Here is a 14848-nt window from a genome sequence, read left to right on the forward strand (position 1 = left end):
GCCCGGGCAAAACCCGCCAAGCCCAAACCGCTGTGGAAAGTGACACCATGAACACCCAGACGCGTGAAAACACCACCATGTCCGCCGCGCAGGACAAGGCTGAAACCCTGATCGAGGCCCTGCCCTGGATCCAGCGCTTCGCCGGCAGCATCATGGTGGTCAAATACGGCGGCAACGCCATGGTCAACGATGAACTCCGCCGCGCCTTTGCCGAGGACATCGTCTTCCTCCACCACGTGGGCATCCACCCCGTGGTGGTCCACGGCGGCGGCCCCCAGATCAACTCGATGCTGGGCCGGCTGGGCATCGAATCCGAGTTCAAGGGCGGCCTGCGCGTCACCACCCCCGAGGCCATGGAGGTGGTCCGCATGGTCCTCACTGGCCAGGTGGGCCGTGAACTCGTGGGGCTCATCAACTCCCACGGGCCCTACGCCGTCGGCATGTCCGGCGAAGACGGCGGCCTGCTCCGCGCCGTCCGCACCGGCACCGTGGTGGACGGCGAAGAGGTGGACCTTGGCCTGGTGGGCGAGGTGGTGGGCGTCGACCCCGCCGGCATCGTGGACATCCTCGACGCCGGCCGCATCCCCGTGATCTCCACGGTGGCCCCGGAAATTGTCGACGCCGGGGAGGGCATCGTGGGGCCCGTCCGGTTCCAGCCCACCGGGCAGGTCCTGAACGTCAACGCGGATACGGCTGCGGCCGCCGTCGCCTCCGCGCTGGGCGCCTCCAAGCTGGTGATCCTGACCGACGTTGAAGGCCTCTATGCCAACTGGCCGGATAAGTCCTCCCTGATCTCGTCCCTTACGGCTTCCGAGCTGCGGGAGATGCTGCCGGGCCTCCAGTCGGGCATGATCCCCAAGATGGCAGCCTGCTTGAAGGCCGTCGACGAGGGCGTGGAAAGGGCGCACATCGTGGACGGGCGCCTGGCCCACTCCATGCTTCTTGAAACATTTACGACGGCGGGCATCGGCACCCAGGTAGTCCCGGACGAGGAGATCAACGGATGAACACGATGGAAAAATCCACAGTGACCGAGTTAGTGGAAACCACGGGCCACGCCGGCTCCGAGTGGCTGTCCCGCTACTCCTCTTCGCTCATGAACGTGTTCGGCACGCCCCAGCGCGTCCTGGTCCGCGGCGCCGGCTGCCTGGTGTGGGACGCGGACGGCAAGGAGTACCTGGACCTGCTGGGCGGCATCGCCGTCAACGCGCTGGGCCACGCCCACCCCTTCGTGACGTCGGTCATCGCCAGCCAGCTGGCCACCCTGGGCCACGTCTCCAACTTCTTCACCAGCCCCACCCAGGTGGCACTGGCCGAGAAGCTCCTGGAACTCGCCCACGCTCCTGCCGGCTCCAAGGTGTTCTTCAGCAACTCCGGCACCGAGGCAAACGAGGCCGCCTTCAAGCTGGCCCGCCGCAACACCGGAACGGACGGAACCAAGCGCACCAGGATCATCGCGCTCGAGGGTGCCTTCCACGGCCGGACCATGGGTGCGCTGGCACTCACCGCCAAGGAGGCCTACCGCGCACCCTTCGAGCCGCTTCCCGGCGGCGTGGTGCACATTCCGTTCGGCGATATCGCCGCGCTGGAGGCGGCGGTGGACGAAACCGTGGCTGCCGTCTTCCTGGAGCCCATCCAGGGCGAGGCCGGCGTCCGGCCGCTTCCCGCGGGCTACCTCAAGGCCGCGCGGGAAGCCACCAGCAACGCCGGCGCCCTGCTGATCCTGGACGAGGTCCAGACCGGCGTCGGCCGCACGGGCAAATGGCTCGCCAGCGAGGATGCCGGGATCGTCCCCGACGCCATCACCCTGGCCAAGGGCCTGGGCGGCGGGTTCCCCATCGGTGCCCTCATCACCTTCGGTGAGGCGACGTCGTCGTTGTTGTCCGCCGGCCAGCACGGCACCACCTTTGGCGGCAACCCGGTGGCGACCGCTGCCGCCCTTGCCACCCTGCACGCCCTCGAAAGCCAGAACGTGCTCGCCAACGCAACGGCGGTGGGGGAACACCTGCGTTCCGCGCTGGCTGCCATCCCCGGCGTCACCGAGGTTCGCGGCGAAGGGCTCCTCATAGGGTTCGACCTCGACGCCGACGTGGCACCGGCAGTCGTGCAGGCCGCCCTTGACGCCGGATTCATCGTCAACAGCCCCGGCCCGCGCACCATCCGCCTGGCACCGCCGCTGATCCTTACCACGGCGCAGGCCGACACCTTCCTCGCCGCTTTCCCGGCAATCCTCCAAGCAGCTAAGGACGCCCAGTGACCACCGCAACCCGGCACTTCCTCAAGGACACCGACCTCTCCCCGGCCGAGCAGGCCGAAGTCCTGGAGCTCGCTGCCCGAATGAAGGCAGCCCCCTACAGCGTCCAGCCGTACGCCGCCGAAGGCAGCGGCCGCAAAACCGTGGCCGTAATCTTCGACAAGACTTCCACCCGGACCCGCGTCTCGTTCGCCACCGGCGTTGCCGACATGGGCGGAAACGCCCTGATCATCAACCCCGGCGAGGCGCAGATCGGGCACAAGGAATCCGTGGAGGACACCGCCAAGGTGCTCGAACGCATGGTCTCCACCGTCGTGTGGCGCACCGGCGCCCACGCCGGCCTGGTGGCCATGGCGGAGAACTCCAGGGTGCCCGTCATCAACGCCCTCTGCGACGACTACCACCCCTGCCAGCTCCTGGCGGACCTGCTGGCCGTCAAGGAACACAAGGGCCAGCTCAAGGGACTGACCATGAGCTACCTGGGCGACGCCGCCAACAACATGGCCAACTCCTACCTTCTGGCCGGCGTCACGGCCGGGATGCACGTCCGCATCGCCGGACCGGAGGGCTACCTCCCGGCCACGGACATCGTTGCGGCTGCCGAGGACCGCGCGGCCGAAACCGGTGGTTCCGTCCTCATCACCACCGATGCCAAGGAAGCTTTGCAGGGGGCCGACGTTGTAGCCACGGATACCTGGGTTTCCATGGGGCAGGAGGCCGAAAAGGAAGCCCGGATGCAGCTGTTCCGGGACTACTCCGTGGACTCTGACGCCATGGCGCTGGCTGCGGATGACGCCGTCGTGCTTCACTGCCTTCCCGCCTACCGCGGCTACGAAATTTCCGCCGACGTCATCGACGGCCCGCAGTCCATCGTGTGGGACGAAGCGGAAAACAGGCTGCACGCGCAGAAGGCGCTGATGGCCTGGCTGATGCACCGCTCGGGCCTGGCGTTCGTCGACGGACTGGCCCCGGTCGAAAGTACCGGAGAGAGCACGTTCTAGTGTCCGCCCAGCCGTCCACCCCCGGCACCAGCCCGGCCACCAAGACCGCCCGGCAGGCGCGCATCACTGCCATCCTCACCGGGCAGTCCGTGCGTTCCCAGGCGGAGCTCGCGGCGTTGCTGGCGGACGACGGCGTCCAGGTCACCCAGGCCACGCTGTCCCGCGACCTCGTCGAGCTGGGCGCTGTCCGGGTGCGCGGCAAGGAAGGCGTGCTGGTGTACGCGGTGCCTGGCGAAGGCGGTGAGCGTGGCGCCAAGAGCGGTGTGACCCAGGAAATCCTGGACGCCCGGCTGGCCCGGCTGTGCAGCGAGCTGCTGGTCACCGCGGAGGCGTCCGGCAACATCGCAGTCCTCCGGACTCCCCCCGGTGCCGCGAACTTCCTGGCCTTGGCCATCGACCACTCGGTGATGCCGTCCATCCTGGGCACTATCGCCGGTGATGACACCGTACTGCTGGTCTCCCGCGACCCGTTGGGCGGCCAGGACCTCGCCGCCCGCTTCCTGCAAATGGCTGAGGAAGCCGGGCAATAAGCTTGAAGACAAAGAATCAACCAACCCTCAACAAGGAGCATTTAAAGTGACTGAACGCATTGTGCTGGCCTACTCCGGCGGCCTGGACACGTCCGTCGCCATCGGCTGGATCGGTGAAGCCACCGGTGCCGAGGTCATCGCCGTGGCGGTCGACGTCGGACAGGGCGGCGAATCGCTGGAAACCATCCGTCAGCGCGCCCTGGGCTGCGGCGCCGTCGAAGCCTACGTGGCCGACGCCTCCGACGAGTTCGCCAACGAATACTGCGTGCCCACCCTGAAGGCCAACGCCCTCTACCAGGGCCACTACCCGCTGGTCTCCGCCATCTCCCGCCCGGTCATCGTCAAGCACCTGGTCAAGGCTGCCCGCGAATTCGGCGCCACCACGGTGGCCCACGGCTGCACCGGCAAGGGCAACGACCAGGTCCGCTTCGAAGTGGGCATCCAGACCCTGGGCCCGGACCTGAAGTGTATCGCTCCGGTCCGCGACCTCGCCCTGACCCGCGACAAGGCCATCGCCTTCGCCGAGGAAAAGGGACTGCCCATCGAGACCACCAAGAAGAACCCGTACTCCATCGACCAGAACGTCTGGGGACGCGCCGTGGAAACCGGCTACCTCGAGGACATCTGGAACGCCCCCACCAAGGACATCTACGACTACACCGCCACCCCGGAGTTCCCGCCGGCACCGGATGAGGTCATCATCTCCTTCGAAGCCGGCGTTCCTGTCGCGATCGACGGCGTCAAGGTCACCCCGCTCCAGGCCATCAAGGAACTCAACCGCCGCGCCGGCGCCCAGGGCGTGGGCCGCATCGACGTCGTCGAGGACCGCCTGGTGGGCATCAAGTCCCGCGAAATCTACGAAGCCCCCGGCGCCATGGCGCTGATCACCGCGCACAAGCACCTCGAGGACATCACTGTTGAACGCGAGCAGGCCCGCTTCAAGGCCACCGTTGGCCAGCGCTGGGCCGAGCTGGTCTACGACGGCCAGTGGTTCTCGCCGCTCAAGCGCTCCCTGGACGCCTTTATCGAGGACACCCAGAAGTACGTCTCCGGCGACATCCGCATGACCCTGCACGGCGGCCAGGCGATCGTCAACGGACGCCGCTCCGACACCTCGCTGTACGACTTCTCGCTGGCCACCTACGACACCGGTGACACCTTCGACCAGTCCCAGGCCAAGGGCTTCATCGAACTGTGGGGCATGTCCGCCAAGGTTGCCGCCCGCCGCGACATCCGCGTCGCAGGGAAGTAGCCCCTGTGGCTGAGCAAAAAACGGAGGCGACAAACGCCGGCGCGCTGTGGGGCGGCCGGTTCGCCGGCGGCCCCGCGGACGCCCTGGCAGCGCTGAGCAAGTCCACGCACTTCGATTGGCGGCTGGCGCGGTACGACATTGCCGGCTCCAAGGCGCACGCCCGTGTGCTGCACAAGGCCGGATTGCTGGACGACGCCGAGCTGGAAGGCATGCTGTCCGCCCTGACGCAGCTGGACGAGGACGTGGCCTCCGGCGCGTACCTCCCCGCCGAGTCGGATGAGGACGTGCACGGTTCCCTGGAGCGCGGCCTGATCGAGCGGGCCGGTGCCCAGCTGGGCGGCAAGCTCCGCGCCGGCCGGTCCCGGAACGACCAGGTGGCCACCCTGGGCCGGATGTTCCTGCGCGACCACGCCCGGATCATCGCCGGCGGCGTGCTGGCCACGGTGGACGCGCTGGTGGAGCAGGCGAAGGTACACCATGGTGTGGCCATGCCCGGCCGCACCCACCTGCAGCACGCGCAGCCCGTCCTGCTCAGCCACCACCTGCTGGCCCACGCCTGGGCCCTGCTGCGCGACGTGCAGCGGCTGCAGGACTGGGACAAGCGGGCAGGTGTTTCGCCCTACGGTTCAGGCGCGCTGGCCGGCTCCTCGCTGGGCCTCGATCCGGAGGCGGTGGCGGCGGACCTGGGCTTCTTCTCTGCCGTGCACAACTCAATCGACGGCACCGCGTCCCGCGACGTCTTCGCCGAGTTCGCCTGGGTCTGCTCAATGATCGGTGTGGATCTGTCCCGGATCTCCGAGGAAGTCATCTTCTGGGCTACCAAGGAGTTCTCCTTCGTCACGCTGCATGACTCCTACTCCACCGGGTCCTCGATCATGCCGCAGAAGAAGAACCCGGACGTGGCGGAGTTGGCCCGCGGCAAGGCGGGGCGCCTTATCGGCAACCTCACCGGCCTGCTGGCCACGCTCAAGGGCCTGCCGCTGGCGTACAACCGCGACCTGCAGGAGGACAAGGAGCCGGTCTTCGACGCCGCGGACACCCTGGAGCTGCTGCTCCCTGCCGTGTCCGGCATGATCGCCACCCTGACGTTCAACACGGAGCGCATGGAATCGCTGGCTCCGCAGGGCTTCGCGCTGGCTACGGACATCGCCGAATGGTTGGTCCGCCAGGGCGTGCCGTTCCGCGAGGCGCATGAGCTCTCCGGTGCCGCCGTTAGGCAGGCAGAGTCCCGCGGTGTTGAGCTGTGGGACCTGACAGACGAGGAGTACGCCGCCATCTCGGAGCATCTCACGCCCGAGGTCCGGACCGTGCTCTCCACCGAGGGCTCGCTCAACAGCCGCAATTCCCAGGGCGGTACGGCACCAGCCGCCGTCGAACGCCAGATGGCCGCGCTGGAAGGCGAGCTCGCCGGCGTGCGGGAGTACGCAAAGTAACACCTCCGGGAGATGGCACTTCGCAGCAATGCTTTCCAAAAACACTGCCGTGAAGTGCCATCTCGCTGCTTATAACGCCGGGTTAGGCTGGCCCCATGAGCGAAACCTTCCGCAAGTTCCTCCGCACGCTTCCTGATTTTCCGTCCGACCTGCCGTCTTTCGTCCCGGAGAACGCGCCGCAGGATCCGGCGCTGCTCTTCAAGCAGTGGCTGGACGAGGCGCTCGATGCGGGGGAGCAGCAGCCGCACGCCTTCAGCCTCGCCACGGTGGACGCGCGGTCCGATGATGGTCCCCAGCCGTCCTCCCGCATGCTGATCCTCAAGAACATTGACGACGACGGCTGGCACTTCGCCACGTCCCGCACCTCGCGGAAGGGCCGGGAACTGGCGGAGTCGCCCAGGGCCGCGATGAACTTCTACTGGCCCGGCCTGGGGCGGCAGGTCCGCGTGGCTGGCGCCGTGGCCGAACTCTCCGCCGAAGCATCCGCCGTCGATTGGTATGAGCGGCCCCGGGCCGATGGCAGCGACAACCCGCACTGGCAGCTCTACGCCCTGCAGCCCATCGAGATCGAGTTCTGGCAGGCGAGTAACGACGGCAACCACGTCCGCCACCGTGTCGGCGCAGACGGACAGCCGCTGGGCTGACCGCTCCGCTAGGCTGGCCGCATGACCTCTCCTTCTCCTGCCGGTCTGCTGGCTGAACTGCACAAGGCCGCCACGGCATTGACAGCCGGACTGGACCGGATCCCCGACGGCGGCGAACGCGCTCCGTCCACCCTTCCCGGCTGGAGCCGCGGACACCTCCTGGCCCACATCGCCGGCATTTGCGAAGCCTTGGCCCGGCAAGTGGAATACGGTCGGCGCGGCGAAAAGGTGGAGCTTTACGACGGCGGCGTGGAAGGCCGCAACCGGGCCATCGAGCTCGCCGCCGGGCACAGCCTTGCGCAGCACCGGCAGGACGTGGACGCCGCGCTGCAGCGGGCCTTGGCCGCATTCGACGCCCTCGGCGAGGATGAGTGGCAGACGCGCATCGCGTTCCGCGACGGAGTGATCTTCGACGCGGGGCTGGCGCTCTGGCGCGAACTGGTCATCCACACCGCGGACCTGGACAGCGGCACGGGACCGGAAACCTGGAACCGGGAGTTCTGCTCCCACCTGTTCGACTTCCTGGCCGCCCGCGTGCCGGCCGAAACCAGGTTGGTCCTGCAGCCCGTGGCACTGCCGCCGCTGGCCCTTGGAGCCGGCGGCAGCACCGTCGTCGTCAGCGGCATGGTCACCGACATCGCCGCCTGGCTGGCCGGACGGAAGCCGTCCCTGGACAGCCTGCGCGCCACTGCCGCCGGGGACAGCACGGATCTTCCCACCCTGCTGCCGTGGCCGTCGGCAATGCCGGAACCGAAGTAGCAGTCCCAGCCCCCAGCCTCTCCGCGAGATGGCATTTAACGGCAATGCCGCGGCGCACCACTGCCGTTAAGTGCCATCTCGCGCTCGGGGGAGAAGATCGCTTAGCCCGCTTCCCGGGACAGCAGGCTCTCCTTGACGCGCAGGCCCCAGCGGAAGCCGCCCAGCGACCCGTCCGTCCGGATCACCCGGTGGCAGGGAACGAACAGCGCCGCGGCGTTGAAGGCGCAGGCGCTGGCGGCGGCCCGGACAGCGCGCGGGTTACCGGCCAAGGCGGCGTACTCGGTATACGTGACGGGCGAACCCGGCTTGACCTGGCGCAGGACCTCCCAGGCGTGGGCGCGGAACGGGCCCGATTGCTGAAGGACTGGCACGGCCATGGCAGGGGCGGGGTCGCCGTCGTAGAAGGCCTCGACGGCGGAAGAGATGTCCCCGAGGTCCGCCACCTCTTCCACGGTCTCGGGGCGGAGGGCGGGATGGACCTGCCCTGTCAGTTCCGCAAGGCCGGCCGTCCAGCCCGAGGCAAGGACCACGCCGTCCCGGGCAAGGACGGTGAACGGTCCGTCCGGCGTGGACAGCTGCAGCAGTTGGGCTTTCATGGCATCCCTTTCCCAGGAGCGGCGGTTGTCAGGGCGGGCCGGGCAGCAGCGCGCCAAAGGTGCATGGTGGCGTAGGAACGCCACGGGCTGGTCTCGCGGAAGTCGGAGCTTAGGGCGCTGTGCCCATCGGTGTTGTCCCCATTGGCTTTGCCTCCATTATCGAGGGCGCGGATCCCGTTCCGGACCGCGGCGTCGTTGGCAAGGAAGACGTCCGGTGCGCCCAGGACGCGCATTGCCACGTATCCCACGGTCCATGGGCCCACGCCGGGCAAGGGCAGCAGTTTGGCGCGCAGGCCGGACAGGTCGTCCCCGTATCCGAACTCGAGGTGTCCTTCAGCCATCGCGGCCGCGGCCTGCACAAGCGATTCGATCCTGCGCCGTGGACCGCGGAGCAAATGACTCCCCGCCGCGATCTCCGCCGGGGTGGGAAACAAGCGGTCCAGGCCCTCGCCGGGAGCACTGGAGTGACTGCCGGCCGCGGACAGTTGGGTCAACGCGGTACGGGCCGCCGCCACAGTGACCTGCTGGCCCACCATGGCCCGGACCAGCAGCTCCTGGGGATCCAGCGCGCCGGGCATCCGCATCCCCGGCGCCTCACCGACGGAGGCAGCGAGCCTGGGGTCGGCGGCGAGGGCGGAATCTATGGCTTCCGGGTCGGCGTCAAGGTCGAACAGCCTGCGCACGCGGCTGAGCAGCGCCGGAAGGTCGCGCAGGTCCACCGCGCCGACGGTGAGTGTCAGCTGCCGTTCCCGGGTGCCGCCGTCGTACTCCACGCGGAAGCGCGCGTCGCCGTGGGGGAGCCGCAGGGTCCGGGCGTAGGAGGTGGCCGTTCCCTCCTCGATTCCGGGAATGGCCCGGACTGCAAGGAAGGAGAAGATACCCGGGTCGAAGGGCGGGCGGTAGGGCAGGCCCAGGGTCAGGGCCGTCGTGCCGCCGTCACGCGAAGGGTGCCGGGACGTTTGACGCAGGGCCGTGGGCGTCATGGCGAACACCTCGGCGATGGTCTCATTGAACTGCCTGACGCTGCTGAAGCCGGCGGCAAACGCCACGTCGGCGAGCTTCATGGACGTGGACACCAGCAGGGTGCGGGCTGTCTGGGCCCTCGCCGCGCGGGCCAGGGACAGGGGGCCGGCACCGAGTTCCTGGCCCAGGATCCGGTTGAGCTGCCGGGGCGAATAACCCAGCCGGGCGGCAAGGCCTGCCACCCCGTCCCGGTTGATCACGCCGTCGTTAATCAGCCGCATGGCGCGGCCCGCCACGTCCTGCCGCACGTTCCACGCCGGGGTGCCCGGCACAGCCTCAGGCAGGCAGCGCTTGCACGCCCGGTAGCCTGCCTCGTGGGCCGCCGCGGACGTCTCGTAGAACGTCACATTCGCCGCCTTGGGTGTCCGGGCCGGGCAGGAGGGGCGGCAGTAGATCCCCGTGCTGCGGACGGCGGTGAAGAACTGGCCGTCGAACCGGGGGTCGCGGGCATCGATTGCCCGGTAGCGCTGCCAGAAGTCCATTCCTCCATCCTGCCAGCCCGGGTTCGCTGCTACTAGCGGAAATCGGACATGGCCGTGGAGGGGGCAAAACTTCGGCAGGCCAGGCTTCACCGAGGATGAAATCCGCAGCATCTGGGTAAGGTCAAGTAATGAACGAAAGCACTTTGGGAGCGGACGGGTTGCGGAACTTCCTGTCCGCCGACGCCCGTGAGCTCGCCCCGCAGCTGCTGGGCGCCGTGCTGACCCATGAGTCACGCGACGGCGCCGTTTCCATCCGGCTCACCGAGGTGGAGGCCTACATGGGACCCGAGGACTCCCTGCATCCGGATCCCGGCTCGCACACCTACCGTGGCCCGACACCCCGCAACGCCCCCATGTTCGGTCCCGCCGGGCACCTCTACGTCTACTTCACCTACGGGATGCACCACTGCACCAACATCGTCTGCGGTCCCGCCGGCGTCGCCTCCGCCCTTCTGCTCCGGGCCGGCGAAATCGTGGACGGGCTGGAACTGGCGCAGCGGCGCCGGCCGACGTCGAAAAGTCCCGCGGACCTGGCCAGCGGGCCTGCCCGTCTCGCCAAGGCGCTGGGATTGACGACGGCGGACAGCGGCCGGGACGCGCTGGCTCCACCTTTCGGCCTGGAGCTTCCCTCCGGCGCCAGCGGTCCCGTCAGTTCCGGCCCGCGGGTGGGCGTGGCAGGAGCGGGAGGTTCGGACGAGTACGCCTGGCGGTTCTGGCTCACCGGCGACCCCACGGTGTCCAAATACAAGGCGGCGCAGCCCCGTGCTCGGAAGCGGATGGCAGATGCGTCGCCCGGCGCAACGTTTCACAAGCGTTAATCGAAATGGTAGTAGAATGGACGGTCTGTCTTTCGCGATAGGGGAACGTTAATGCTCGATGCCGAATTGGCCCACGAACGGGAGTATGTTGCCGGCCTGTACGCCCGGCTGGAGGAACTCCGGGAGGAAAAGCGCCGCCAGCTGGCGCAGGTCCGTCGTGCCGGAGCCGTGGGCACCATGCAGAACGTTTCAGAACGTGACGCGTTCGCCGCGCTGTATGAGGACCGCCTGGCGCAGCTGGACGCGGTGGATGACCGGCTGGTCTTCGGCCGCCTGGACCTGGACTCCGGGGAAGCACAGTACATCGGCCGCATCGGGCTCACCACCGAGGATCTGCAGCGGCTGATGGTGGACTGGCGCGCCCCCGAGGCCGGGCACTTCTACCAGGCCACAGCCTTTGACCGGCAGGGCGTGCGCCGCCGCCGGCACCTGATCCTGCAGGGACGCGACGTCAAGGCCATCGAAGACGATGTCCTGGACGCCTCCATGCTCACGGACGCCGAGTCCCTCCAGGGCGAAGGCGCCCTGCTGGCTGCGCTAAACTCCAAGCGCACAGGCCGCATGTCGGACATCGTCAGCACCATCCAGTCCGAACAGGACCGCATCATCCGCTCCTCCATCTCCGGAGCCGTGGTGGTCCAGGGCGGGCCGGGCACGGGCAAGACCGCCGTGGCCCTGCACCGCGCCGCCTACCTGCTCTACACCCACCGCGACCGCCTCAAGAGTGCAGGCGTGCTGCTGGTGGGCCCGTCGTCGTCGTTCATGAAATACATCGAACGGGTGCTGCCCTCGCTCGGCGAGACCGGCGTAGTCATGGCCAGCGTCGGCCGCCTGATGCCCGGCATCAACGCCGTGCCCGAAGCAAACGCGGCCGTGGCCGCCATCAAGGGGCGCCTGGACATGGCTGCCATCGTGGCCAACGCCGTCTCCAACCGCATGCGCGTCCCTGCCCAGAACCGGATCCTCGAAGTGGACGGACGCAAGCTCACGCTGACGCCCCGCCAGGTCCGCCGGGCCCGGGAACGTGCACGCGCCACCGGAAAGCCGTACAACGAGGCACGCGTGACGTTTGTGAAGATCCTGCTGCGCGAGCTGACCGAGCAGATGACCGAGCTCGTCGAGGCCGGCAACATCGGCAACAACGCGGACCGCTCCTACCTTGCGGAGGACGTCCGCACTGCCCGGGACGTGCGGATCGCCCTGAACCTCTGCTGGATGCCCATGACGCCGGAGAAGCTGATCACCGATCTCTTCAGCAAGCCGGAAATACTGGAGTTCTGCACCCCCAACCTGACCCCGGCGGAGCGCGCCCTGCTGCAGCGTCCCGCCGATTCTCCCTGGACCGAGTCCGACGTGCCGCTGCTGGACGAGGCCGCCGAACTGCTCGGCGAGCTGGATCCGGCGGCCGGGCGCGGGCTGGCCCAGCAGGAGCACGACCGTGCCCGGGACCTGGCCAACGCCAAGCAAACCCTGGTCAACATGGAGGCCGCCGGGGTGGACCCGCTTATGTCGGCCGAAGAGCTGGCCGAGCAGAACCGGGAGCAGGATGTCCGGCAGACAGCCGCAGAGCGGGCAACCAGCGACCGCACCTGGGCGTTTGGGCACATCGTGGTCGATGAGGCCCAGGAGCTGTCGCCCATGCAGTGGCGGCTGCTGGTGCGCCGCTGCCCGCTGAAGTCCTTCACCATCGTCGGTGACATCGCGCAGACCAGCTCTGTGGCGGGAGCCAACTCCTGGCAGGGGGCACTGGCGCCGATGTTCGGGGACCGTTGGCAGCTGGAGGAGCTGACCGTCAACTACCGTACGCCGTCGCAGATCGCCGAGGCAGCTGTCCGGATGGCCAACGCCGCCGGGCTTGTTGTCTCCGCCCCCAAGGCCGTCCGGGAAGGCCGCTGGGAGCCCATCATCGACGAAGTCTCTCCCGGTGCCGTGGTGGACCGGCTCGTCGAGGTGCTTCCGGAGGAGCTTGAAGCGCTCGACGGCGGCCTGCTGGCCGTGATTGCCGATGGTGACCTGCTGCCCCAGGCCACATCAGCACTGCGTGCCGTGTACGGGCGCCGGATCGGCAGTGGGGCCGGCAGCTACGAGCAGGACATCGTGGTCATCAGCCCCCGTGAGGCGAAAGGCCTGGAGTTCGACGGCGTGGTGGTCCTGGAACCGTCGATGATGCTCAACCACGAGCACGGCAAGGTGGGGGACCTTTACGTGGCCATGACCCGCGCCACACAACGGTTGCGGCTGATTGCAGCGGAACCGGTGCCGGCAGGGATTGCCGGCTGACGGCGCCTTCGGCGTTACTGCTAACTTAGGAAGCGTGCCTGAACTGAACAACCTCGAACCGCAGCGCAATGACCCCACTTTCGCCAATATTTGGCAGGAACTGAAGTGGCGTGGGCTGGTCCATGTCTCCACTGACGAAGCAGAGCTGGAAAAGCTCCTCGCCAACGGGCCGGTCACCTACTATTGCGGCTTCGACCCCACCGCGCCGAGCCTGCACCTGGGCAACCTGGTCCAGTTGCTGGTCATGCGGCGGCTTCAGTTGGCCGGCCACAAGCCGCTGGGACTGGTGGGCGGTTCCACGGGCATGATCGGTGACCCGCGTCCGACGGCGGAACGCACCTTGAACACCAAGGACACGGTGGCGGAGTGGGTTGGCTACCTCCAGGCCCAGGTGCAGCGCTTCCTCAGCTTCGAGGGGGACAACGCTGCCAGGATGGTGAACAACCTGGATTGGACGGCGCCGTTGAGCGCCATCGACTTCCTGCGTGAAGTGGGAAAGCATTTCCGCGTGGGCACCATGCTGCGCAAGGACGCCGTGGCATCCCGGCTGAACTCCGATGAGGGCATTAGCTACACGGAGTTCAGCTACCAGATCCTGCAGGGCATGGACTACCTGCAGCTCTACCGCGATTACGGCTGCGTCCTGCAGACCGGCGGCTCGGACCAGTGGGGCAACCTCACCAGCGGTACGGAACTGATCCGCAAAGTCGAGGGCAAGAGCGTCCACGCCCTTGGAACCCCGCTTATCACCAACTCCGATGGAACCAAGTTTGGCAAGAGCGAGGGCAACGCCATCTGGCTCGACGCCGGCATGTGCAGCCCGTACGCCTTCTACCAGTTCTGGCTCAACACCGCCGACGCAGATGTGGTGGACCGGCTCAAGGTGTTCACCTTCCTGACGCGCGCCGAAATCGAAGAGATCGCCGTTTCAGTGGCTGAACGTCCGTTTGCCCGTGAAGGACAGCGGAAGCTCGCCTTCGAAGTGACCTCCCTGGTGCATGGCGTTGAGGCCACCGAAAAGGTGATCAATGCTTCCGCGGCATTGTTTGGGAACGGTGACCTGGCCGCCCTGGACAAGGCAACCCTCCAGGCCGCCACTTCCGAATTGCCCACCACCACCGTGCAGGTGGATGAGATGGGGATTGTGGACCTGCTGGTGGCGTCCGGTCTGTCCGAAAGCAAATCTGCCGCTCGACGAACGGTAGGGGAGGGTGGCGCCTACGTGAACAACGAGAAGGTGTCCGATCCCGAGGCCGTGATCTCGGAGTCTGAACTTCTGCACGGCCAGTACCTGCTCCTTCGCAGGGGTAAGAAGAACCTGGCCACTGTTGAGGTACTGGTTCCCTAGCACCTCTGAGTCCTGCGTGCACGCCCTTCGGCAGCCGATTTGCACGGCCGCTGGGGGGCGTGTATTGTTTTCTGAGTCGCCGCCGCTGAGTGGTGACAAACCCCCAACTAATGAGAAGCAATTCTTACCGTGAATACACGGATCCCGAGAAGCTGCTTCTTATTTTGCTGGGCAGATTCATTTCGCCAAGCTTTTCCGGGAAAATAGCCGGATTTGCAAAAGTGAATATGAATGAAATAAGATAAAAACATCGCAGCGAAGAAATACGGAATAGAAATTCTTTGAATTGTTTCCGGGAATATTCGAATGTGTCTGTTGTTTGAGAACTCAATAGTGTGCCAAGTTTGTTGATACCGATTATGTAATGTGATTGGTTGATTGTGCTGTGCCGCCACCCCGTGGTGTGCATGGTGTTTTTGGCTGGTTTC

The 14848-nt window shown here is 67.2% G+C and carries 14 protein-coding genes; 11 read left to right on the plus strand and 3 right to left on the minus strand.

What is annotated here, in order from left to right; translation table 11 throughout:
• Positions 1-47: 47 nt before the first annotated feature.
• From argB to ACETK3_RS06040, 8 genes are all read left to right on the plus strand, one after another.
• Positions 48-1007 carry an acetylglutamate kinase gene (argB, locus tag ACETK3_RS06005; protein WP_236801961.1) on the plus strand — a complete coding sequence of 320 codons (960 nt, stop codon included), beginning with the start codon at positions 48-50 and terminating at the stop codon, positions 1005-1007.
• Positions 1004-2257, plus strand: coding sequence for an acetylornithine transaminase (locus tag ACETK3_RS06010; protein ID WP_373992661.1), 1254 nt, complete (start codon positions 1004-1006; stop codon positions 2255-2257). Before argB ends, ACETK3_RS06010 begins: the two co-directional genes overlap by 4 nt.
• Complete coding sequence (argF, locus tag ACETK3_RS06015; protein ID WP_373992662.1) at positions 2254-3255, plus strand: ornithine carbamoyltransferase; 1002 nt, start codon at positions 2254-2256, stop codon at positions 3253-3255. Before ACETK3_RS06010 ends, argF begins: the two co-directional genes overlap by 4 nt.
• On the plus strand, positions 3255-3785 hold the full coding sequence (locus ACETK3_RS06020; RefSeq protein WP_236801964.1) for an arginine repressor: 531 nt from the start codon (positions 3255-3257) through the stop codon (positions 3783-3785). The genes argF and ACETK3_RS06020 overlap by 1 nt, the downstream gene beginning before the upstream one ends.
• 46 nt (positions 3786-3831) lie before the next feature.
• Positions 3832-5037, plus strand: coding sequence for an argininosuccinate synthase (locus tag ACETK3_RS06025; RefSeq protein WP_236801965.1), 1206 nt, complete (start codon positions 3832-3834; stop codon positions 5035-5037).
• 5 nt (positions 5038-5042) lie between these two features.
• Entirely contained in the window at positions 5043-6470 is a 1428-nt protein-coding gene (gene argH / locus ACETK3_RS06030; RefSeq protein ID WP_373992663.1) for an argininosuccinate lyase, read from the plus strand.
• 95 nt (positions 6471-6565) lie between these two features.
• Positions 6566-7114, plus strand: coding sequence for a pyridoxal 5'-phosphate synthase (locus ACETK3_RS06035; RefSeq protein WP_373992664.1), 549 nt, complete (start codon positions 6566-6568; stop codon positions 7112-7114).
• A 21-nt stretch (positions 7115-7135) separates the two neighbouring features.
• On the plus strand, positions 7136-7873 hold the full coding sequence (locus ACETK3_RS06040) for a maleylpyruvate isomerase family mycothiol-dependent enzyme (protein ID WP_373992665.1): 738 nt from the start codon (positions 7136-7138) through the stop codon (positions 7871-7873).
• Between the two features lie 101 nt (positions 7874-7974).
• Here ACETK3_RS06040 and ACETK3_RS06045 read toward each other — a convergent pair whose 3' ends face one another.
• Together ACETK3_RS06045 and ACETK3_RS06050 are read right to left on the minus strand one after the other, a co-directional pair.
• Entirely contained in the window at positions 7975-8469 is a 495-nt protein-coding gene (locus ACETK3_RS06045; protein ID WP_373992666.1) for a methylated-DNA--[protein]-cysteine S-methyltransferase, read from the minus strand.
• The gene (locus ACETK3_RS06050) at positions 8466-9974 is read right to left on the minus strand and encodes an AlkA N-terminal domain-containing protein (RefSeq protein WP_373992667.1); all 1509 of its coding nucleotides are present in this window, start codon (positions 9972-9974) and stop codon (positions 8466-8468) included. Before ACETK3_RS06050 ends, ACETK3_RS06045 begins: the two co-directional genes overlap by 4 nt.
• 128 nt (positions 9975-10102) lie before the next feature.
• Between ACETK3_RS06050 and ACETK3_RS06055 the strand changes: the two genes are divergently transcribed.
• Genes ACETK3_RS06055 through tyrS form a run of 3 tightly spaced genes read left to right on the plus strand, consistent with a single transcriptional unit; the run spans position 10103 to position 14420 of the window.
• Complete coding sequence (locus ACETK3_RS06055) at positions 10103-10792, plus strand: DNA-3-methyladenine glycosylase (protein ID WP_373992668.1); 690 nt, start codon at positions 10103-10105, stop codon at positions 10790-10792.
• A gap of 51 nt (positions 10793-10843) precedes the next feature.
• Entirely contained in the window at positions 10844-13072 is a 2229-nt protein-coding gene (locus ACETK3_RS06060; protein ID WP_373992669.1) for an AAA family ATPase, read from the plus strand.
• A gap of 34 nt (positions 13073-13106) precedes the next feature.
• Positions 13107-14420, plus strand: coding sequence for a tyrosine--tRNA ligase (gene tyrS, locus ACETK3_RS06065; protein ID WP_236801973.1), 1314 nt, complete (start codon positions 13107-13109; stop codon positions 14418-14420).
• 107 nt (positions 14421-14527) lie between these two features.
• Here the strand turns inward: tyrS and ACETK3_RS06070 are convergent.
• The coding region (locus ACETK3_RS06070; protein WP_373992670.1) for a hypothetical protein at positions 14528-14848 on the minus strand (321 nt) is incomplete at its 5' end.

This window comes from Arthrobacter sp. E44 (assembly GCF_041877125.1).
Taxonomy (GTDB): domain Bacteria; phylum Actinomycetota; class Actinomycetes; order Actinomycetales; family Micrococcaceae; genus Arthrobacter.